Source organism: Novipirellula caenicola, from assembly GCF_039545035.1.
Taxonomy (GTDB): domain Bacteria; phylum Planctomycetota; class Planctomycetia; order Pirellulales; family Pirellulaceae; genus Novipirellula; species Novipirellula caenicola.
In genome coordinates, this window is the sequence record NZ_BAABRO010000002.1 from 950,039 (window position 1) to 971,915 (window position 21,877).

General features: G+C 55.4%; 13 protein-coding genes. 5 read left to right on the forward strand and 8 right to left on the reverse strand.

Annotation, left to right across the window (positions count from 1 at the left end; all coding sequences use genetic code 11):
- Positions 1 to 49 precede the first annotated feature (49 nt).
- Positions 50 to 3,085 (reverse strand): Ig-like domain-containing protein, encoded by a 3,036-nt coding sequence (locus ABEA92_RS07315; RefSeq protein ID WP_345683149.1) that lies wholly within the window; start codon positions 3,083 to 3,085, stop codon positions 50 to 52.
- A gap of 430 nt (positions 3,086 to 3,515) precedes the next feature.
- Between ABEA92_RS07315 and ABEA92_RS07320 the strand changes: the two genes are divergently transcribed.
- Complete coding sequence (locus ABEA92_RS07320; protein ID WP_345683150.1) at positions 3,516 to 5,024, forward strand: hypothetical protein; 1,509 nt, start codon at positions 3,516 to 3,518, stop codon at positions 5,022 to 5,024.
- Positions 5,025 to 5,214: 190 nt separating this feature from the next.
- Here ABEA92_RS07320 and ABEA92_RS07325 read toward each other — a convergent pair whose 3' ends face one another.
- The 3 genes from ABEA92_RS07325 to ABEA92_RS07335 form a co-directional block, all read right to left on the reverse strand.
- Entirely contained in the window at positions 5,215 to 5,454 is a 240-nt protein-coding gene (locus ABEA92_RS07325) for a WYL domain-containing protein (RefSeq protein ID WP_345683151.1), read from the reverse strand.
- 559 nt (positions 5,455 to 6,013) lie between these two features.
- Positions 6,014 to 7,303 carry a sodium:calcium antiporter gene (locus ABEA92_RS07330; RefSeq protein WP_345683152.1) on the reverse strand — a complete coding sequence of 430 codons (1,290 nt, stop codon included), beginning with the start codon at positions 7,301 to 7,303 and terminating at the stop codon, positions 6,014 to 6,016.
- A gap of 120 nt (positions 7,304 to 7,423) precedes the next feature.
- Complete coding sequence (locus ABEA92_RS07335; protein ID WP_345683153.1) at positions 7,424 to 8,530, reverse strand: serine hydrolase domain-containing protein; 1,107 nt, start codon at positions 8,528 to 8,530, stop codon at positions 7,424 to 7,426.
- Between the two features lie 225 nt (positions 8,531 to 8,755).
- Here ABEA92_RS07335 and ABEA92_RS07340 point away from each other — a divergent pair, with 225 nt between their 5' ends.
- Together ABEA92_RS07340 and ABEA92_RS07345 are read left to right on the forward strand one after the other, a co-directional pair.
- Positions 8,756 to 12,085, forward strand: a complete 3,330-nt coding sequence (locus tag ABEA92_RS07340; RefSeq protein WP_345683154.1) for a PSD1 and planctomycete cytochrome C domain-containing protein — start codon at positions 8,756 to 8,758, stop codon at positions 12,083 to 12,085.
- Between the two features lie 7 nt (positions 12,086 to 12,092).
- Entirely contained in the window at positions 12,093 to 13,514 is a 1,422-nt protein-coding gene (locus ABEA92_RS07345) for a DUF1501 domain-containing protein (RefSeq protein ID WP_345683155.1), read from the forward strand.
- Positions 13,515 to 13,694: 180 nt separating this feature from the next.
- Here the strand turns inward: ABEA92_RS07345 and ABEA92_RS07350 are convergent, their stop codons facing one another.
- Genes ABEA92_RS07350 through ABEA92_RS07360 form a run of 3 tightly spaced genes read right to left on the reverse strand, consistent with a single transcriptional unit; the run spans position 13,695 to position 17,771 of the window.
- A complete protein-coding gene (locus tag ABEA92_RS07350) occupies positions 13,695 to 15,533 on the reverse strand; it encodes a hypothetical protein (protein ID WP_345683156.1) in 1,839 nt (612 codons plus the stop codon).
- The gene (locus ABEA92_RS07355; RefSeq protein WP_345683157.1) at positions 15,523 to 17,109 is read right to left on the reverse strand and encodes a serine/threonine-protein kinase; all 1,587 of its coding nucleotides are present in this window, start codon (positions 17,107 to 17,109) and stop codon (positions 15,523 to 15,525) included. The genes ABEA92_RS07350 and ABEA92_RS07355 overlap by 11 nt, the downstream gene beginning before the upstream one ends.
- Positions 17,106 to 17,771 carry a sigma-70 family RNA polymerase sigma factor gene (locus tag ABEA92_RS07360; RefSeq protein WP_345683158.1) on the reverse strand — a complete coding sequence of 222 codons (666 nt, stop codon included), beginning with the start codon at positions 17,769 to 17,771 and terminating at the stop codon, positions 17,106 to 17,108. The genes ABEA92_RS07355 and ABEA92_RS07360 overlap by 4 nt, the downstream gene beginning before the upstream one ends.
- Positions 17,772 to 17,923: 152 nt before the next feature.
- On the opposite strand from ABEA92_RS07360, the gene ABEA92_RS07365 reads away from it, so the two are divergent.
- A complete protein-coding gene (locus ABEA92_RS07365; protein WP_345683159.1) occupies positions 17,924 to 19,408 on the forward strand; it encodes a hypothetical protein in 1,485 nt (494 codons plus the stop codon).
- Positions 19,409 to 19,515: 107 nt separating this feature from the next.
- On the opposite strand, the gene ABEA92_RS07370 is transcribed toward ABEA92_RS07365, so the two are convergent.
- Positions 19,516 to 20,517 (reverse strand): NHL repeat-containing protein, encoded by a 1,002-nt coding sequence (locus ABEA92_RS07370; RefSeq protein ID WP_425572401.1) that lies wholly within the window; start codon positions 20,515 to 20,517, stop codon positions 19,516 to 19,518.
- Between the two features lie 178 nt (positions 20,518 to 20,695).
- Between ABEA92_RS07370 and ABEA92_RS07375 the strand changes: the two genes are divergently transcribed.
- Positions 20,696 to 21,871 (forward strand): arsenate reductase/protein-tyrosine-phosphatase family protein, encoded by a 1,176-nt coding sequence (locus ABEA92_RS07375; RefSeq protein ID WP_345683160.1) that lies wholly within the window; start codon positions 20,696 to 20,698, stop codon positions 21,869 to 21,871.
- Positions 21,872 to 21,877 lie beyond the last annotated feature (6 nt).

Here is a 21,877-nt window from a genome sequence, read left to right on the forward strand (position 1 = left end):
TTTAAAGCCGAAAACTACCCAGTTTGCCAACAGGTGGTCCGCACCCTTTTTAGGTGTCCGACAACAGGCGAATCGTTTCGTCAACTTGGTCCGAAAAATCGCTTGGCAGGACCGAACCGGTTTGCACCGACGCGATCTGGCGAGCCAGTTGATCAGAAGCCGGCGCGAATGCGGCAGGGCCTGTTTTGTGAGTCTGGCGGAACGAATCGGCAATCGCACGGTCGGTGGTGCGAGGGTCACGCGGATTGGATGATTCGTCCTGCGACCCTTCGGCGATTCGAGGAATCTGCAGTGGTGGAACCGTCTGTTCGCCATCGGCCGAGGTGTCGTCCTGCTCGCCTCCGCCCACGGTGCCGCCTCCGGTTCCGCTGCGATTGATCTCGTTGAGAATCAGCAGTGCATCCAGCGCGGTCACCGATCCGTCGGCGTTCACGTCGTAGCCAAACGCCGGGTCACCTGCACCGACAGGGCCAGGTCCATAAACGTTCAAGAAGTTGATGATTGCCAAGGCATCGGCGGCGGTCACCGAGCCTCCGTTATCAACATCGTAGGGATTGGCATCGTTGTGAAACGGAGTCTCGTTTTCGAGAACGTCAATGACAAAGGTCGACGACAGCGATTGGAACTCGTTGTTCGAGTCGGTCGCAGTGACCGTCAATTGAATCTCGCTTTGCGTCGACTGCTTGACGAATTGATCGTCGATCAGTTTCAACAGACCATCGGTCACTTCGAATCGCGTGTCATCGACGGTCATGACATAGCGACTATTGACGGATTGACCGTCGAGCGTCAGCGTGCCCGCGACGGCGCCGGCTTCGAATTCGACCAACGATCCCCCGACCAAGTCCAGAACCACTGGCTGCTCGGGCAGGTCTTTGACGTGAATCGTAATTGGCTGAGTAAACGGGGCGCCGTTCACACCAAACTCTTTTGCGGTGACGTTAACCACGATCTCTTGGGTTTCTTCGAAGTTCAGCGAAACACCGTCGGCGAGTCGCAAATCGGATCCGTCGATCACAAAGCGCTCGTCATCCACCGTCAAAATATGGAATTGCTCGGTGTCTTCGTCATTGACACGCAATTCGGCGACCGTGTCGCCCACCGCGTTCTCAAACACAGTTGCTTCGCTGGGCGAGATGCCGGTGATGGGATCGTTGGAATCGGTGACGATGACCGCGGGATAGCTGACCAATTCGATATCGAATTCGGGGTCGGTGACCGACACGGTCAACGGAATCCAAGGCTCGACCTCAAAATTCAAGCCTTCACCATTCACCCCGCCGATAAAAATCAGCATGCCATGGTCATCGATTTGAAAACGGTGGTCGTCGATTTGAATGACGTGATTTTTGATGCCATCGACATCAATCACCTCGATTAACCCAATAGGGGCGCCAATCGCCAGGGCTTCGGGGATCGGGTCAAAATGGAAAATGACATCGACCGGAGGGTCGGCCACCGGTGCGACGGTGATCAACAGATCGATCGGTTCCGATTCAGTGACGCCATCATGAATCGTCACCGAGACGGAATCGGTACCGAAGAAGTCAGGATTCGGGGTATACAAGACCGATCCGTCCACTGCGATTTCCACCGTGCCATGTGACGCGGTGCCGTGTTGGACGATTACGAAATGATCGTTCTCGATGTCCTGCGCTCCGATGCGGGCCCCGGGAGCAGCAAGTTGCAGCGTTTGGTCTTCGTTGGTTGTCAGCGAAGGCAGGTTTTCGTAGCTCGGCGCCGTATTGTCGCCGTCGACGAACAATGCGAACCGAATCGGATCGGCGTCTTGATCATCGACAATCTTGACATGATGAGAATTGTCGCGTCGCAGCGAAACTTCGATCACACCGGCGGAACCGAGAACGGTGATCGCGTCGGGTTTCCCCTTGTGGTCGATCGCCGCGATGTCACCAATGGTCGATAAATCGATCGCTTGGTCGGCGATCACCGACCCGTCTCTTAAGTCGACAACCCGCAGCACAGGATCCAGCGGCGAGACGGTCATCAACAGATCACGCGCCCCGTCAAGCGAGATCGGGCCCGTCATGTCAGGGAACGAATGAAGCGAAGCAAAATCGGCGTTCGCGTCCACCACGCTGACTCCGCCATCGGTCTGTCTGAGTACCAACAATCCCGACGCGTCGTCAAAATCGAGCAGGCTGCTGACGCCCGCCACTTCGATCGGATCGGTGCTGATCATCGAAGCGGTTTCATTGCTCCACAGTGACAATTGCAAACCATCTTCGCCTGCCCAGGCAAAGACGCTGCGTGGTCCGGTGTCCGAGGTGATGACCGTTGCATCGGCGGGCACGATGGTAGTGGTCGTGGATACTACCAACCCAAGATCGGCATCGGAAGCATCGAGCGACTGGACCGCGACCGAGTCCGAGCTGTCGGCCAACGCCACTCCGCGTCCCTCGCCATCGATGGCAACATCGGACCACAAATTCGATGACTCGCTGCCGGACAAATCGATTGCGCTGACGATGCCGGAATCAGGATCGACGATCCACGCGGAATCGCCACCCGCTTCGCCACCGATCACCAACAGGTTTCCGTCGGGCAAGGTTTGCAATTTCGTCAGATCTGTGCCCACCGAAATCGATTGACTTTCAGCGGTCGCCAAATTGGCGACTTCGACCCCGGTTTCGGTCAAGACAAAAGCGCTGCGATCTGCCGCCGCCAGCAGCCCCACCGCATTGTCAATTTCGTTCGCGGCGGTCTCGATCGTGGCCTTAAATGGAAACAGTTGGTCCTGGACACTGGTGCCGTTAAACAAACGGACCTTGTAATCTCCGTCGCTCAGATCATCAAAACGAAACGCACCCGCGGCATCGGCAACCGCGATTTTTTCACCTTTTTCGAGCACCCCGTTGTCGTTGGTGTCGAGGTAGACCAGACGCTTCGGCAGGGCTTGTTCGCCCGCTTCTTGGCGAAAGGAGTGATCGAAATCATCAAAAACCACCCCCGTGATCGCGGCGAGCACGCGGCGGTCACCAAGTTGTTCAACGAGCGGCCGTCGCCGAATGCGAATCCGTCCGCGTTTTGGAGGTTGCAAATTGGATGATCGACGTTTGGTCATCTTGATTATTTCTCGGTAGGACTTGTCACGACCTTCGGTTGGCCTCGCGACGCTTTTCCAAAAGCATTTGTCAGGCAGCGCGTTGGACAGGGCATTTGACAGGCAGGCGCACGTGGTTGGAAGCAGCCAAATAGAGAAAAGTTCCCTTCGAAGCCGCCTTCTTGGGGGAGATCCCAAACACAACGGAGTACGATGGAGTCAAATCGACGACGTCGAGCCCCACCACACGCCCGTGATGACGGTTTATCATAAGCAGGGTGCGGCGGTTTTGTGCAAAGAATTAGCTGCAAAAACAGACCGAAATGCGCTCGCTGGCATGAATAGAACGCGTAAACTGCGATTATTGAGCCCGGCAAATCGTAAATTCCGATTGTCTTTTTCCTGAACTTATCCATTTTCCCCAGCCCCGCGAAACGCGTGGGAGGCGTATATGTTGATTCACTGCCATTTTTGTCGCCAAGTAAGCGTTTTTGTCGCGTCGGCGTTGCTCGCTGTCGTCCTGAATTCACCGCTGTATGGGCAAATTGACGGGTCGTACGATTCGATGCAGGAAGAAATGGAGATGGGGTACAGCGGAGAATCACGCCAATCTGCGTCGACATCGATTTTTTCGTCGATGAACCTTGCACCGCTCATGGCCGCTTCGATCCCGGCGATGGAGGACAAACGTCCACCTTTGAGAAAGCAGTCGGACGAAGCGTTTCTGGACGGACGGATGGCGACCGCGCTGGAATTGTTCTTCGGCAATTTGGTGATCGAACCGGAAAAGGCCAGCGAGCAGCTTAACAGCGTCAAATACAGTGCGATGTTGAAACGCCCCGTCTGGCAGGTCCGCTGGGGCGTCTCGTTGGCCGTTCGCGGCGACGACACTGGCGACCGAGGCACGATCACCGAAGGATCGGGGGGCAATTCACGAAACTCGGGATTTCGGGGCGACGAATTCGACACAGGCGAATTCGGCATGAATGAGGGAGGACCAATGGGCGGCGGGAACACCGCTGCTGCCAATTTGGACCAAACCGCCGAAGCGGAACTCGAAGACGCGTTGGGGTTGGTTGCCGAAGTGATTGCGGAGCAGTTTTCACTGCGATTTTCTCGAGGTGATTTTGGGCTGGCACTCTCGTCCATCGCACCACCTGCGGCGGTCATCGATCCGCCTCGCGACGATTCCAGCGACGCAATGGAGCAGGAAATGGATGATTCGATGGAGCAGGAGCGGATGGAGCGTGAGCGGATGGAACAGGAGCGGATGGAGATGGAGATGGAGCGATCGATGGCATCCGGCTCCGAATTCGGTGGCCCTCGAGCGGCTGAAATGGACGTCGTCCCGCCACTCGACGAGACTCCGACGATCGATCCCGGGCTCGAACCATTTCCAATGTGGAAGCCTGGAATTGTGTATCTCGGATCGGTCAGTTCGGCCGAAGCGACCACGAAGGGGAAGGCACGCGACATCGACTTTATCTTGCATTTCGATGTGATTCTAAAAGAGGGCCGCGAAGGGGCGATCCAAAACATATCTCGCTGCCGCATGATTCGCGTCGCCGATGGCAAAACGATCGGGCTTTCCAAGCCGTCGGACAGTTTCGAAGTCCAGCGTCCCGGAACGGTGGCACGCGATTACGTCAATGAACAGGTCGCCAATCTGTTTGCGATCATCGATCGACAAATGGTCTTGTCCGCGATGCCAAAGTTGTCGCCCGAGATTGCCAAACGACGGATCGCTTCGCTTTTTTCGGGGTCAAAAGCGGATCGTTTGAAAGCGCTGGCCGAAATTCGGCTGTATCAATCTCAGCAATTGATCAGCGATGAGGATGTCGAAAAAGCGTTCCATATCATCGGTGGTGCGGATGGGATGCGGTTGCTGTATGGCACTGAAGAGGATCAGATTGCGACCGTGCATGAGTGGGTGACCGAGGCATTGACGATCGAAGAATAAATCGCAAGCTGGCGGCCAACGTTTTCCCGCGGCAAATTCTCTGCCGCACAATTTGCATGACGATCCTCGTCATGCAAACAGTACGGCAGAGATGAAAAACAGGTGGTTGGCGATTCCGCGATGCGGATCACTCCAACAACATATTCAATGGCAGTGACGTTCGTCGGGGGCTTCAGACCCGTCGACAAAATCACATTGCCACCGGCATCAAAACATCTGCGGCGGGAGTCAAACGCACGTTCTTGCAGCGTGAGAGTTGGAATTGCCGAGGCGCTTCGCGGCAAAGGCACAAGCCCAAGAAGCGATAGCTGCCCATAAACCGAATCGGGCTGACGATGCGGTGGGTTTGATTGCCCTCGGCATCGACATAGTCCATCTCGATGACGTAGTTGTCACTGTCGTGCATGGCGCGGCGTAAAATCGTGTTCATCGTTACCTCGAATCAACAGGAAAGAAAAGTCGTTTACTTGACTACTTCCAATATTCGTGATGCCTGTGACACGTCAGGTCACAGCCGAAAAAAAATTTTTTCGAATAGAGAAAAGACGAGGCGGCAGCGTCAAAAACAGTGAATTTCCAACGCTACAGGCCAACGCCGTGAACGATTTGCAGGGTAGCTAGCTTCGTCCGTTTCTGGGTAGCGACCTTCGCCAGAAGGTGGTGATTCGCATTCGCACGGCAACCATCCACGCTCTGGCGAGCGTAGCTACGAAACGCAGATGCAGGATTTTCCAGCCTCAAAATCGTTCACGGCGTTAGGCTGGAGCCCGGGAGCGAGCGTTTTTTCAATGCGTTCGCCGAAAAGGGTCCCAAAAGTTTTGAAGTTGCGCGTCGGGTTGTGATTTGCCGGGAGAAACGACAATAGCGCAACTTCAGAACCAATAAGCCGCGAGCGCTACCCAAAGCGGATGACATCGGCCTTGAGGCACACCGGATCGTGCGTGGGAAGCGGCCGCTGACGCGTCGCGGCTGACCAAATCAACAAGCCGTTAACCGATTGTTGGCAACCAATGCAGCAGTGATTGCAGCCACGTCGACAATTCGATCGCCAGTGTCATTTCTTGGCTGCGAGCAACGATGTAGCCGACAAACAAGGCGTAGATTCCGAGCAGAATGAAGGCCTTGCCACGTCGCATTTCGACGTACTCGATTCCCGCCTCGGTGACGCCTCGCGTGCCGACGTAATAGACAAAGAAGCCGACGATTGTCAGCACCAACAGCAGCAATCGCAGTTCACCACTTTGGGCCACAATGTCCGGTGACATCTCAATCGGCCCATTTAACAACGTGAACAGGAACAAGGGAAAGCCTAGAGCAAAACAGATGTCAAACACATTGCTGCCCAGTGCGTTGGCGACCGCGTCGTCATAGTCGCCGTCGCGGGCGTCACGAATCGACATCACCAAATCAGGCACGCTCGTCGCCATCGATGCAAAGATCACCGCGACAAACATCGCAGGCATGCCAATTCCTTGGAATTCGTAGCCCCACAACGTGTAACTAGGATGCTCGACGCTTCCGGTCCCTAACCACTCGCACGCTTTGACCAACAACCAACACGCTGCACCGATGACGGCGGTCGATGCCAACAATAGCGGCCAACCGTTCCACGTCTCTTCGTCAATTTGTTGACGATGTTTCTCTCGCACAAAAACACGTTCCATGTCCATCAGTGGGCCGAGCGATAACCAATAAAACGTGTGTCCTAAAACGCTTCGCTCGACCGCCGCTTCGTCTTCGAGCTCTTGCTCTTGTTCGTCCATCCCTTCGGCATCGAGACCTGCGGTGCGCTTCATCGACAGTAGCATGAACGCCAAATAGGTTGCATACAGCGTCATCAAGATCAGCCCTTGCCACCAGTGCAAGCGAGCCCCGTTGATCAACAGAATCAGGATGATTTCGCATGCGATTAGCGACAATCCATCTCGCAGCAATACTTTGGTGGAAACGTTCACCGAGGTGACGCGAACTCCTAGCACGACCGCTCCGACCACAGTCAAGATGCAAGATGCGGGGATGATCATTCCGTTAAACAACGCACTTCCGGCGGTGGTGCCGATGCCGACCGAGAATCCGTCTCGATCCGACAGCACGAACAATGCGATCAGCGTGGTGAACAACTCTGGAACGCTGCTCGAGATTGCATTGATGGTGCCACCACGAACCCCTTCGGAAAGATTGCGGCCGATGTATTCGGACGCAATTTCAAAACTGTCACATGCCCGCCAAATCAGCAGGCAGGTAAAGAAAATCAGAACCAGCGGAATCAAGATTCCCATCAATCACTCGTGCTTCGAAGTCGTCTATTTATTGCCGGACACTCTCAAACGATTTGCATCAGGAATGCAAAGTGATAAGGGCTGATCCGGTGCCTCGCAATCGGTCTCGCAAACGGCAAGCTAGTTTTGCGAGAACCGTTCGTGCAATTCGACCGCCAACGCATCGACCGCGTCGGTCGCGGTATTGGTCAGAACGACCACCGCCGATTGCGTTTCGCGATTGATCAGGATGATGCTGTGATAGCCCCCCGTTTGGCCGCTGTGAACGCGTGTCGTGCCGTCACCTATCACGTGCCAACCGAGTCCCATCGAGGACTCGCCGTTTTTTCCGACGTGATGTTTCTGCCACGCGAGTTCGATCGCTGCTCCGATCTTGTTTTGTGGCGTCTGCAGATGCACTTGTGCGAACTGCAACATGTCCACAATCGAGCTGCGAATGCCTCCGGCACCTGGCATGTCGGCGAAGTCCCAGTTCGATGTCGGCTGTTTCTGGGCGTCGTAGGGCGTGGCCAATTTCGCGGTTTGAGCTGGATTCAACACGACGCGGGTGTCGGGCATCCCCAACGGATTGGTCAGACGCTGCTGCAATAATTCGTCGTAATCTTTTCCGGCTTTGCGTCCGATCCAGTGTCCGAGCAACCCAAAAGCGAGATTCGAGTATTCGTATTTGTCGCCGGGGGCCCGTCGAAGCGAATGCGAGCTAAGAAATTCGTGGGCCAACGCTGACGTGTAATCGCTGTACGGGTTTGCGGTGTGAAGACTGGGCATGTTGTCGGCTAATCGCGGCAGCCCTGATCGATGCGTGGCAATCTCCAGTACGGTAATCGGACGATCTTGCCAACGCGGCATCGTGACGCCAGCGGGCAACAGTTCGCTGGCATCTTGATCCAAGCGGATTTCACCTCGATTGACAGCGTCGGCCAACAGGATGCCGGTAAACACTTTTGAAATCGAACCGATCTCGTACAGCGTCTGGTCATTCGGTGGCGGCCCAATTTCGCTGGTGCGTCCAAGATGAATCGTCGCGGATTCGTCCCCATCGATCACGGCAATCGATAGACCCACCATCCGCTGCGATTGGATATAGGTTTGGGCGAGCTTTCGCACGCGTTGGCCGAGTCGCTCAGCGGACGCGGGTTCCTCGGGGATTGCTTCGAGCGAAATGCATACTACATAGATTGCAGTAAAAAAGGTGCGGCCAAAAACTGCAGGAAAATAGCGATGCATTGGTTTTCTATCGATCAGGGTGAGGGCGATTCACATTTTAGCAGCAAACGGTTGGCAAAATTTTCGCCCTGGCAATTCGCTTTGCTGAGGACGCCGGGGGATTTTATACTTACACTATGGTGAGGCCCCGCCCGATCGCCCCCCTCCGCTTGCGAACTCGGATCTCCGAATTTCGTTTGATCATTCCCCACCGATTCCGCTGAATCATTGAGCCGTCATTTTCAAATGAAACGTATTTTCTCTGGATTGTTGTGCTTGTTGTTGACCACGTCCGTTTTACACGGGGATGGGCTGACGCCACGTGAAGAGTTTTTCGAGAACCAGGTTCGGCCGCTCTTGATCGAAAAGTGTCAAGAATGTCATGGAGCGGAACTGCAGGAATCGGATTTACGGCTTGATAATTTGGCGTTTGTTTTGCAAGGCGGAATCAGTGGTCCTGCGGCGGTCGCTCGAAACGTCGAAGAGAGTTTTATCATCAAAGCGGTGCTGGGCCAGGATGGCTTTGAACGCATGCCGCCGGATGACCCGCTCAGCCGCGCCGAGATCGCAGTGCTGCAAAAGTGGGTTCGTATGGGATTGCCATGGCCCGCTAGCGACGAACCGGTGACGCCTTCGCTTGGCGATCAGGTGGCGATCAACAAGACGGCCGAGACTCATTGGGCATTTCAGCCGATTGCCAATCCAGCGGTGCCAAACATCGAAGGCAAATGGAAAACGTGGGTCGCTAATCCGATCGATGCCTTTATCGCCCGTGAACTGATTGACAACGATTTGCACCCGTCGCCTGCCGCTGAGCGAAGCGTTTTGATTCGGCGACTCTATTTCGATTTGATCGGGCTGCCACCGACGGCGGACCAAGTCGATGCATTTGTCGACGATCCTAGACCGACCAGTGAAGTGGTGGCCGATACAATCGAGCAACTCTTAGACAGCGATCACCATGGTGAACGTTGGGCACGGTATTGGTTGGACTTGGCCCGCTATGCCGACACGCGGGATTGGCAGGCCCAAGCCGAGCTTCGATATCCCTACGCCTATACCTATCGCGATTATGTGATCGACAGTTTGAATGACGACAAACCCTATGATCAATTTTTGCGTGAACAGATCGCCGCGGACTTTTACACCGACGATCCAGCGGCACCTGAGTTGGCAGCGATGGGATTGTTGACGGTGGGGCCTCAATTCCGCAACAACCGTGTCGAGCAAGCGGCTGACAAGATCGACGTTGTGTGTCGAGGACTAATGGGGATCACCGTCGCCTGTGCCCGATGTCACGATCACAAGTATGATCCGGTCCCCACCGAAGATTTTTATTCGCTGTACGGTGTGTTTGCGAGTTCCAAAACGGCAGACGATTTTCCCGTGATTCCCACCGATCAGCCACCCGGGCCGCTGCAGGCAGATTTCGAGAAGAAGCTTGCCGCGAAACATCGCGAACTTTTGCAATACAAGAAGCAGCTTCGCACGGACGCCGTCCGAGAGCTTCGCAGCAAGCTGCCTTTGTACATCAAAGGCTTCACGATGATGGGGCTCGAACGCAAACTCGATATCCGCGGCGCGATCAGCAAATTGAAAGTTGTCGACATCGCGATGACACCGCTGAATGATTCACTGACAAATGAACTGAAGAGCAATCGTTGGCAGGATGATCCTGTGTTGGGCCCATGGCACGACGGATTGTCGATCAGCGAGGCTGAATTCAAGAAACAGCAGCCGACGCTGCTAAAAAAATGGTCGGGCGACGAATCGCTCAATCCGCGGATCAAACAGAAATTGACATCCTCGCCGCCTAAGTCGCGTTCCGATTTGGCGCTGGCCTATGCCGATGTTTTCGACGAAACTCTGAAGCAATGGAACGCTTTCAAAAAGTCGCATCCTGATGCGGAAGGTTTTGACGACGAATCGAGTGAAGCAGTCCGAGTCCGTCTGCTCGGCCCCGGAGGATGGTTTGACCTTGACGTCGAAAAAGTGGCGTTGGCATCACGATTGTCGGGCAAAGGCCGCAAGAAATTAGGAGATCTCGAGAAGGCGATCACCGAGGTCGAAGCGAGTCATCCGGCGGCACCCCCGCGAGCGATGACGGTCGTGGATCTAGAAAAGCCGATCACGCCATTTGTGATGCTGCGAGGTGAACCAAACCGACGAGGTGATCGAGTCCCACGTCAATTCTTGAGCGTGTTGTCCGACGGAAAACCCAAGCCGTTTCGCAACGGCAGCGGACGGCAAGAATTGGCCGAAGCGATCGCAGATGAAAACAATCCGCTGACCGCTCGCGTGTACGTCAATCGAGTCTGGGCACGCTACTTCGGTAGCGGATTAGTGGAATCGCTCGACGACTTTGGTTTGCGGACGTCGCCGCCGAGCCATCCTGAACTGTTGGATTGGTTGGCAAGCGAATTCATGCGTAACGGATGGTCAATGAAATGGCTGCACCGCACGATCACATCAAGCAACGCGTATGCTCAATCGAGCGACGCGAACGATCGTGGTTTGCAGCTGGATCCTGAAAACCGATTGGTTTGGCGTCAGAATCGTCGCCGTCTTGATTTCGAAGCGATGCGAGATTCGATGTTGACGGTCGCCAATTCGCTGGACCGAACCATCGGCGGCCGTTCGGTCAAACTGAGCGAGATTCCTTACACTCATCGCCGCTCGATCTATGCCTACATCGACCGCATTGAATTGGATCCGATGCTGCGGACGTTCGATTTTGCCTCGCCGACCGCTTCGGCTGCTTCGCGTGCTGAAACGACGATTCCGCAACAAGCCTTGTTTAATATGAACCACCCGTTCGTCGCCGAATTGGCGCGGGAAGTGGCGGGAATCGCGACGGGTGATGCGGCGATCGAGACGCAAGTCAAAACGGTTTACCGCCAAGTCTATAGCCGCGATCCATCGGCACAGGAACAATCGATGGCGACAGCGTTTTTGCGTTCGTCGTCCGAGACGGCGGTGCCATTGAATCAGGTTTGGCAGTACGGGTACGGACCGCTTGTCGCTGCTGAAAACGCGGATGATTCGCTGCCTGAGTTCACGCCGCTGGAATTTTGGACGGGATCTTCCTACCAAGTCAGCAGCGAATTCCCAGACCCTGTGATGAAGCATTTGCGTATCACTGCCAACGGGGCTCATCCGGGCAAGAACCAGGATTTCTGTGTGATCCGCCGCTGGACTGCGCCGGATGACGGAGTCGTCAAAATCAGTGGCAAACTGAAACACGCCCGCGACAATGGCGACGGAGTGACCGCCACGATTCGCTCAAAATCATTCGCTGAATCCTTTACCGTCGCCAACAGCGAAACCAAAACCACCGTGGATCGTTTAGCGGTGGTCAAGGGCCAAGTCATTGATTTTGTCGTCTCGCCGCGATCCACGACCACGGCCGATGCTCACATTTGGACGATCGAGATCGAGGGGATCGAAGGGACGATTTCAGATGTGACATGGAATTCGAGTGCCGATTTCCAAGCACCCCCTCCACCTCCGCTAACACCGCTCGCGCAATTGGCGCAAGCGTTAATGCTGACCAACGAATTTCTTTATATCGATTGATAACGCCATGACTTTCCAATCCATTGATCGCCGACGGATGCTGTCGCGTAGCGGCATGGGGCTAGGCATGCTTGCCCTGGCCGGAATTCTGAACGACGAATCGCAAAGTGCGCTCGTGTCGGCCAGCGAACCGATCGCCGGTAATTCGCTGAGCCCGCGTCCGCCTCATTTTCCGGCGCGTGCCAAACGCGTGATTCACTTGTTTGCCAACGGAGGCCCGAGCCAGATCGATACGTTCGATCCGAAGCCGGACTTGGCTAAATTCGCCGGCAAAACGCTGAGCGATAAACTCGGACGTGACCGCCGACTCGGTGGCGTCGGCCATCCGTCGTCGTTCAAGTTCAGCAAGCATGGTGAATCTGGAACCGAGGTGAGTGAGCTGTTTCCGAACATTGCCAAGCACGTCGACAAGATGTGCGTGATTCGGTCCATGGTCACCGACGTCCCGAACCATGAACCGGGATTGATGATGATGAACTGTGGCGACATCGTGCGTCCACGGCCGAGTGTCGGTTCGTGGGCACTGTACGGATTGGGGACCGAGAATCAAAGTTTGCCTGGATACGTGGTGATGTGTCCTCGCGGGTTGCCGACTGCCGCGACGGCAAACTGGCGTAACGCATTTTTGCCGGGAATCTATCAGGGCACGCACGTGGACACTCAGTTCACCGATCCTGAAGAGTTGGTGGCCAATATCGAGAACAAATTCTTGGTGCATGATCAACAGCGTCGCCAATTTGATTTGATTCAAGATTTGAATCGATTGCATTTAAGTCAAAGAGAAGATGATCAACAGTTGACCGGTCGCATCGAGTCGCTCGAGTTGGCGTTTCGTATGCAAGGCGAAGCACGCGAGGCGTTTGATATTTCAGACGAACCCGAGCACATTCAAAAAATGTATGGCGATTCGCTGCAAGGTCGGCAAATGTTGATCGCACGTCGGTTGAGCCAGCGTGGAGTGCGGTATGTCCAGGTGTATCATGGTGCGGGGCAGCCTTGGGATTCGCACGCGGCGATCGAAAAGAATCATCCGCGGTTGGCTCGCGAGTGTGATCAACCGATCGCGGCATTGTTGGCGGATTTAGAGCAGCAGGGACTACTCGATGAGACGTTGGTGATTTGGGGCGGTGAAATGGGACGCACGCCGACGGTGCAGATGCCAGTGACGGCGAACCCGGGTCGCGACCATCACGACGATGGGTTCACGGTTTGGATGGCAGGCGGCGGTGTCAAAGGTGGCATGACGTACGGAACGACCGACGAAGTCGGATTGAAGGCGGTTGAAAATCGCGTCCACGTGCATGATTTGCACGCCACGATCTTGCATTTACTCGGCTTTGATCACACGCGATTGACGTACCGTTACGCCGGCCGTGATTTCCGTCTAACCGACGTCCACGGCAACGTCCAACACGCCATCATCGCCTAAAGTAGGACAGGCTGCCAGCCTGTCATCAGGTGCAAGGCCCAATGTGGGACAGGCTTCCAGCCTGTCATCAGGTGCAAGGCATTCTCTTTGCATAACGCCCCTATTCGCCCTAAATGAACAAGCCGCCCACCGTTTCGCGTAGCGATTCCTGCCGAAAGTCTTCGCAACTTTCGCTACGAGTTACGGAGCAAAGGGATCATCCGCAGGGGATTGCGGCGACCGCGGGGCTGCGAAGGGATCCTTCATCGGCTTGGCGCTGAACGGATCCGTACCAAAGGGATCTACAGGGTCCGCGTTGCCGCCGAACGGGTCATCAAAAGGGTCACGAGCCGGGATCATATTCTCTTCTCGCATCAGTTCGGTCAGCATGTGTTTGGCCACTTGGACCCGTCGATCCATTTCCAGGATCTGTTTGGCGAGCATCTGAATGCGACGTTTTCGTTCTTTGGCGACGTCACTCTCGCTGGGCTTTTCAACGGGTGCTGCAAACGGATCGTCACCAGCCGATTGTCGAGCACTTCCCGGTACCGGGACCGACAAAACAAAGGAATTCGATGATGAACTCGAACCAATCTTTGCCGATGCTTTTCGCATCAAGATTCCAGTCGTTTTCGACCTGATGATCCCAATTTGAGTGCGTTCAATCGGTAGGGCTCGGCGAAAATCAGTTCCTTGCTCCAATTTCGACTTTGGCACTTTCCACGCCTGATATTCACCGGGTAATAGACCGACCGCCAGATACGTTTCGCCCGCTGTCGGATGAGCGACGATTCCCAACGGCCGATATTTAGACCGCTCCTCGCGTGTCGAGTCGGCCAAACGAATGTAGTCATCGGAGTGCGTCAGTTTTGTTTTTTGGGTAGTATCACTGATCCGCGTCAACACAATCAATTGTTCGTCACTTGACCAATCGGGCATCGCCGCTTCGGTCAGCCCCCCGTAAATCGCTAGATCCACCGCTCCATCGTCCACCAGTGGGATAGGAGTGTTTTCGGTGCTGGCCGTCTTACGCGTCCTCGCTACTACAATGCGGCTTGGGCCGCCGGTTAGCGACAACTGTTCCAGTAGGTGTGGATTGTGCTGCACTTCCTCAAAGCGATCTTTGGGAACCAGTGTCACGCGAACTTCGCCAGGCGGCATCGTCACCGATGCCGTGTGAAAGCCATCGGCGTCCTTCGCTTCTGGCTGCGTCAGCGGAGCGACTTGCCAATAAGCGACGTACGAATGGAACCGCCAATCGGAAGTGCCGGGGCCGGTTTCGCCCGCGACTGGACCGCCACTCGAAAAACCACCTCCCCCACCGCTCGACATGACCGGCTTCACACCACCAAGCTGCGGATTTTCAAACGGAAATTGCGGAACGACAAATCCGTTGGTCCAATACGCCAACACCATGTAGCGGTCGGCTGGATAGTGGCGCGGCACTGAAAACGTCAGCCTCGCTGATTCACGTAACTGGATCTTCTTGACGAGGTGGGTGCTGGGGGGAACAAAGGCAAACTCGTTCTTCGGGTTGGTCGCGAAGAAGATATCCTGCTCTCCAGGCAGCGAATACAGAACGTTTGACGGGGTTTTGTGCGATTCTTCGGCTCCCATTTCCTCCGTTCCCACTCCCACTCCCATTCCCATTCCCATTCCCATTCCCATGTCGGAACCCATCCCCATCATCATTCCCATATCCATATCCATATCCATAGCCATATCCGCCATCCCTTGCGTGTATTCGACCTGGATGCCTTCCCCTTCATCGATCAGGCGAATGTGCCCGATCGTTCCGCTGGAGCTTCTTTCGTCGTTGTTCAACGCGACGACCTTGCCATCGGGCATGAATACAATCTGGCCACGTTCAAATCGATGAACAATTGTGTCGGCAGCGTATTTGCCATCGGGAGCGACAACATGAATCCGGTTTGTCGGTGCTTGCGAATTCGGTTCTTGCGAATACAGAGGCGACCCCCAAAGCGAGATCACCGCCAGAAATGTCAAGATGCCGCTTGTCTTCGAGAGCTTAGTTTCCATCGTTGTTCTCATCCGTTGGAGTGAGTGTTTTGTTATCGCGTAAACGATCGAGTTCTTCGGTCAGAGCGGTCATTTCCAGATCAAGTTCTTGCAGGGTGGATTCCAGCTGATCGATTTCCGAATCCTCATTGCCACGTAACGACGTTATCGCAACGGTTGAAAAACCAGTGCCAGCGACGGATGTGTGGGCAGGGGCGAACGACGGGTCGTCCATGTTCGGCTGCGGTGATCGCGTCGACATCGAATTTTGCGGAATGGCAGCAGTGACGGCTTGGCGCGTCGAACCCGAAGCGTCGACGCGTGAGTTTCGGTTTGCTCGTTGCGAAGCGATCGGTTGCGGCGACAAGCCCTCAGCGGATGGCCATTCGGGCAATCCCGTAAGACTGATCGTGATCACGATTAGCAGCGATAGCACGCCGAGGAGTGCGGGCAGCAGTCGGCGGCGATGTTGTAAACGAGATGGCAATTTACACCTCACGGGATCGAGTAAATGTTGCTCACACGCTCGCAGGATCGTTTCACATTCGGCCGCGGTTTCCGGCCGATCGTCAGGATCAAATGCGTGAAACCAATCCACCAACCGATAGACCCACGTGGGAAGATCGCAATCGGCTTGGGCTAATTTTGGCATCTCGCCACTCGCGATCGCGGCAACAATCGTATGCGTCGGCAATCCCTGCATCGGCGGCTCGCCCGTCAACATCGACCACAGCACCGTGCCGAGCGAATACAAATCGCTCTGTGGGCCGGCCTCGTTCCCGCGTGCTTGTTCTGGCGACAAGAAACCGGGCGTTCCGACAATCACCCCTGTGTTGGTCATTGAAACATCGTCTTGGATTTTGGCGATTCCGAAATCAGTCAACACCGCTTGCTCGGTTCCCTTGCCCAATAAAATGTTGCCGGGTTTTACATCGCGATGGACGACGCCGTGTTGATGAGCGGCCGCAAGTGCCGAGGCGGTTTGCCGGGCAATCCGGATCGCATCCAAAACATCCAGCTTGCCATGCTTCTCTAAACGCGACATCAGCGATGGCCCAGGCAAATAAGGCATCACCAAGTACGGGATCCCTTGCCAGCGATCGACCTGATAAATTTCGATGATGTTGGGATGGCGAATCGTGGCGGCCGAGCGGGCTTCGCGTTCGATCCGCTCCAGTGCGGAGGGGAGTTCCAACAGATGAGCGGCAGGCAGTTTCAACGCGACGATACGATCGATATCCACATCGCGAGCCTTCAGCACGGTGCCCATACCGCCGCTGCCGACAATCCCGCAGATCTCGAATCGTCCGATCCGTCCTAGTGAATGAGGATCATCGCTGGGCGACAAAATCGCACGCAGGACCGGCGATAGCTGTACCGATACATCGGTTTCATCACCGGTGGGCGCGTCCAGAAAATCCTCGCTCAAACTATGGGACGAGGCTTGCCAAAACGTTTCGTTTGCGGCCAGTTGTTCGAGCCGTGATGCACATTGTTGGCAATGGTCCAGATGTTGTTCCATCCGCCGATCTTGCGTGCCCGACAAAATTGCCTGAAAGTCAACTTCGGCTAAACAAATTTCGGCATCAGGATTCATGATCGATCCTCCTCGGCCTCGATTTGCTGGACTTGTTCGCGTAATCGCCGCACGATTCGGCTGCGGATGGCATAGATCGCGCCGCGTGATTTGCCCAATCGCTTTGTAACACTGTCGATCGACTCGCCTTCGACATGCGTGGACCAGAATGCATCCCAGCTGGCGTGGTCATAATCATCGCGTATTGCGTCGGCAGCCAAGCGAATCAGGACCCGCTGGCGATCGTTCTCCCAATCGTGGCGAGAATCCTCGGTCGCCGCTGGTCGCGACTCGAGCGTGATCTGATGCGTCGTCCCGCCGATGCCTCGATGATTCAAATCGCGACAAACAACATTGACGAGCGAGTTTCGTGAGACGCGGTTTAGCCACGCCGCAAAACGGTCTGGCGGTTTCTGTTCGCATTCCTGGTCGCCCGGTCGATGCCATCGGCTGGCCGCTCGCGCGACTCGCCGAATCACATCGGCGACCACTTCGTCGGCGGCATGATGGTCGAGTCCACGTCGCCGCGCAAATCGATAGATCACCGGGCGATACAACGCATCAAACCGCTGCCACGCAGCGTGGTTGGCGAGATCGCCGATCTCCGAAATCAGTAGCGGATTGGGGGTCGGCCAAGGCGTCATGCTGAAACAGATTCGCGACAAGAAAGGAATAGAGAGCACGCAGCGACTAACAGTATGACCCTTTGCGTGGCTCTGATCTGACGCCGGACAAGAAATAAAATCAATATTTCTCGGCTGCCGTCGGCTGCGAGGCAAAAGATTGCGGTCAAAGTCGCCATCGCTCATAATTTCAGTCGGTTTCACCGCTTGGCATGCTGTTCCCAATTGCCATTATTCCGCAAGACGATGCGTCGACCGACGCCCCGCGAGAAAAAATGAATATGCAAGACTATCAATCCTACCGCGGTCTTCCTTCGTTGGCGGGACTCGGTTCGCTCGAGCGGGCCATCCAGTGCGACTGGAGTGTCCAGGAGAGTGCCAAACGCTGGAAACGACTGCACTTTGTCTTCAAGCGGCTGTATGAAACGCTGACGGCAAAGATCACCGCCGAACCGATTTATGAACTCAAAACACTGTTTAGCCATCACGCTTACCTGTGCAGCGAACAAGTCAGCTCGATTCGCCGCCGTGTCGGCGAGATGCGTGAACCTCCGCTGGGCCTAGACAAGGTTCCTCATCCTGGACTCGAGCGATTGATGGACGAAATCGCCGCGGCGCCGACGACGAACGAGTTTCTGGTCGGGATCTACGAGGTGGTGTTTCCGGCAATTCTCGTGGCGTGCCAACAATTCAAAACCGACGCGCATCCGCTTGCCGACGCTCCCTCGATCCGCATCGCAAAGCTGATCGAATTTGAAATCGATGAAGTCCATCGACTGGGCGAACAATCGATTGCATGTTTGGTTGACCGTGTCCAACGCACGGCAATGCAAACCTGGATCGATTGTTTGCAACAATGTCTTCGCGCGGCCGGTGAATTGGATGGTACCGCGACAAGCGACACATCGGTCCCCGATCCGATGCACAGCCGGACGCCGTTCGTTTATCAAGCGGAACCTCGGCGTGATGAGCGGTTCCAGGATTCATTTAATGCCGGCGTCAATCCCGAAGCGTTCTTGTACGACTCGCGTTTTTCCGCTCGCGACAAGACGTTGATGATGTACTACAAGCGAATCCGAGAATTGGATGTTCCCGAGATGATGGCGAGCATCTTGGTGGAGATCGGGGACGAGGAACCGTGGGATTTTCACGCCGAGATGTCGCGGCAACTGTGGGACGAAGCACGGCACGCGATGATGGGCGAAGTCGGATTTGTCGCCCAAGGAATCGACTGGACAAAAATCCCGATCAATTTCACTTGGTCACGCAACTTGAATACGCAGCTAAACGCACGCGAGCGTCATGGCGTGTTGTTTTTTATCGAGCAAGGGTTGATGCCCAAAACGGGAAAGCGATATGAATGGGAAGTCGCAATGGAAAGCGGCGATCCGTTGTCGGGACTGTTTCAAGATTTTGATTGGGCTGACGAGGTCTTGCATGCACAGATCGGTCGTCGTTGGTACGTGCCAAAGTTCGCTTCGCTCAACGAAGCTCTCGATTACGGGGATCGTTGTTGGTCCAAAGTGCTCAGCCATTGGCGAGCGTACAAAGAGCAAGGTTTGACGGAGCATCGAAATTGGTGGCCCGAGGTCTATCAAACCGCGTGCGGCAATTGGGGCGTCGCTCCCGACCCCGCGGCGCTCGCGTTTGACACCACTTATGAGGAGAGCCGCGCCGACCTGAAAGAGATCAGGTAGCGAAACTCGCGGAGAGTTTCGTCCATCTCAGTGCATCCGAAACTCTTGGCGAGTTTCGCTACGGGACGCCTATAGATGCAACGACAGGCTGGAAGCCAATTCCACATTTAGCTGAACAGGGCGAGACGCTGGACGCGGTGATTGTTGCTGTCCAAGATGTGCACTCGGTCTTGCGAATCGACCACCACGCCCCAAGGCTGATACAGTTGGCCGGGCTGGAACCCCGGAGCTCCCCAGGTGGCGATCCATTTGCCCTCCGGCGTGAACCGCTGCAATCGCTGGTTGCCGTACTCGCAAACGATCAGCGTGCCATCACTGGCGAAGGCCAAATCGTAGGGATAATAGAATTCGCCCGCAGCATTGCCTTCGTGACCGAAAACGTTGATCAGTTTTGGCGTTTCTTCGCGGATATCAAAACATTGGATGCGATGGTTACAGGCATCGGCGACCCATAACACATGATCTCGCACGACCAGACTTTGCGGACGAACGAATTGGCCCGGCGCGTTTCCGGTGCCACCCCACTGAGTCAAAAAGTTTCCTTGGGGATCAAATTTTTGAATTCGGTCCGAATCGCCGTACTCGCCGATATAGAAACAACCTTTCTTGTCGCAAACCGCGTCGGTAACAAAGGCAAATTCGCCCGGCGAATGGCCCGCGACACCCCCAATTTGCTTGTCGCTGCACAGTTGACCGTCAAGTGTATAGGTTAGGGTGCGGTAATAATGCGTGTCCGCGACAAGCAAGTGCGGAACGGGATGGTCGCCTGGTGGCGTTTCTACAGCCAAACCGGTGGGGCGTCCGTTTTCGGTATCCGGGGTTTTCCAACCTCGCTGAAAATTCCCGTCGACGTCAAAAACTTGAATCCGGCCGGTCGTATCGACAATGAACAATTCATCGGCAGGCGAGATCGCGATCGCTCGAGGTTTTAGAAACCGCCCCTCGCTGAACCCCCGTCGCCCCCACACGATTTGGGTGCTCGAACCGGACGCACCCGAAACGCATCCCGAAATCAGGCTCGAACCGATCGCCAGCGAAGCGCATAACATCGTGCGACGAGATTGTTTTGCAGCGAACAAGTTTGCAGGGGGCGAGTTTGCAACAGACAAGGCGGTTTTCAGCTTTATGATTTTGTTTTGTGTCAATGTTGCTAGTGTATCAACAAAGGCCACGACGGAGGCAACTTCGGGGACGCTGGCGGACTTGTGAAGACGTTTTCATAGCCCGTACAATTGTGAACGTCATCCACGTCGAAAAACAGCCCGCATTCTCTTTGATCTCTGATCCATGCCAAAAATCCTGGACCTTCAAACCGCAGAAGATTCGCGAGATATCGTGCATCGAACTGTCCAAGCGTTGGTCGAGGGGCAAGTGGTGGGGGTGCCGACCGAAACGACCTACACGCTCGCCGCGATGGCGCTGAGCTCGAAGGGGGTCGAGCAGCTTAGAATGCTTGCAAACCGCGAACACGAGGCTGCTGGGGCCAATGGTTCCGCAGAGCGGAAGTCGCATTGGATCGAATTGTCGGTTCGCAGCCGCGACGCGGCATGTGATTTCGTGGGCACGGCGTCGAGCACGCTGCGGCGGCTGACTCGCCGCTGTTGGCCGGGGCCGTTGACAGCCGCGGTGCAATGTCCTGAACCTTTTTCGGCTTTATCTCAATTGCCCGTGGGGGTTCACGATCAAGTCGTCGAAGAGGATGGTTTTGTCAATTTTCGGGTGGTCGACCACTCGGTCTTGGATCAAATTCACCGTTATTTGTCGGGTCCATTGGTGTTGGCCAGTTTTGAGCCAGACGAGGGGACCGAGATCGCCACGATTGCCGCTAGAATGGTGGATAAATATGGCGACGAATTGCCACTGCTGCTCGACGATGGCCCGACACGCTATGGTGGTGTCACGACGGTTGTCCGAGTCAGTGGCAACCGCTGGGAGTTGCTTCGCGAAGGCGTGATTGAACGTGCTGCTATGAACCAATTTGTGAAACCTGTGATCGCGGTGGTCTGCACCGGAAATACTTGTCGTAGTCCGATGGCAGAGACCTTGTTACGTGAACAATTGAACAAGCGAACCGGATGTGATGATGCCGTGCGGGTCATCTCGGCGGGCGTGGCGGCATCCAGCGGAGCCGGGGCGAGTCCACAAGCCGTCGCGGTGATGGGATCGCGGGGGTTGGATTTGACCGGCCACAGCAGTCGTCCGCTCGATGAATCGGTGGTCAACGTTGCCGATTTGATCCTGACCATGACCCGCGGCCATCGTGCAGCGATTTTGGCGGCGTGGCCCGACATGCACGAACGTGTCTTTACATTGCGACGAGACGGGGGCGATATTAGCGACCCCGTGGGCATGGCGGTTGAGGTCTACGAGGCCTGTGCCGACCAAATAAACGAAGAATTAGGAAAATGGCTCGATTCGCTGGGCGAGGATTTTTTCCCTACCGAAATCACAAGCCAAGAATAAATAGGT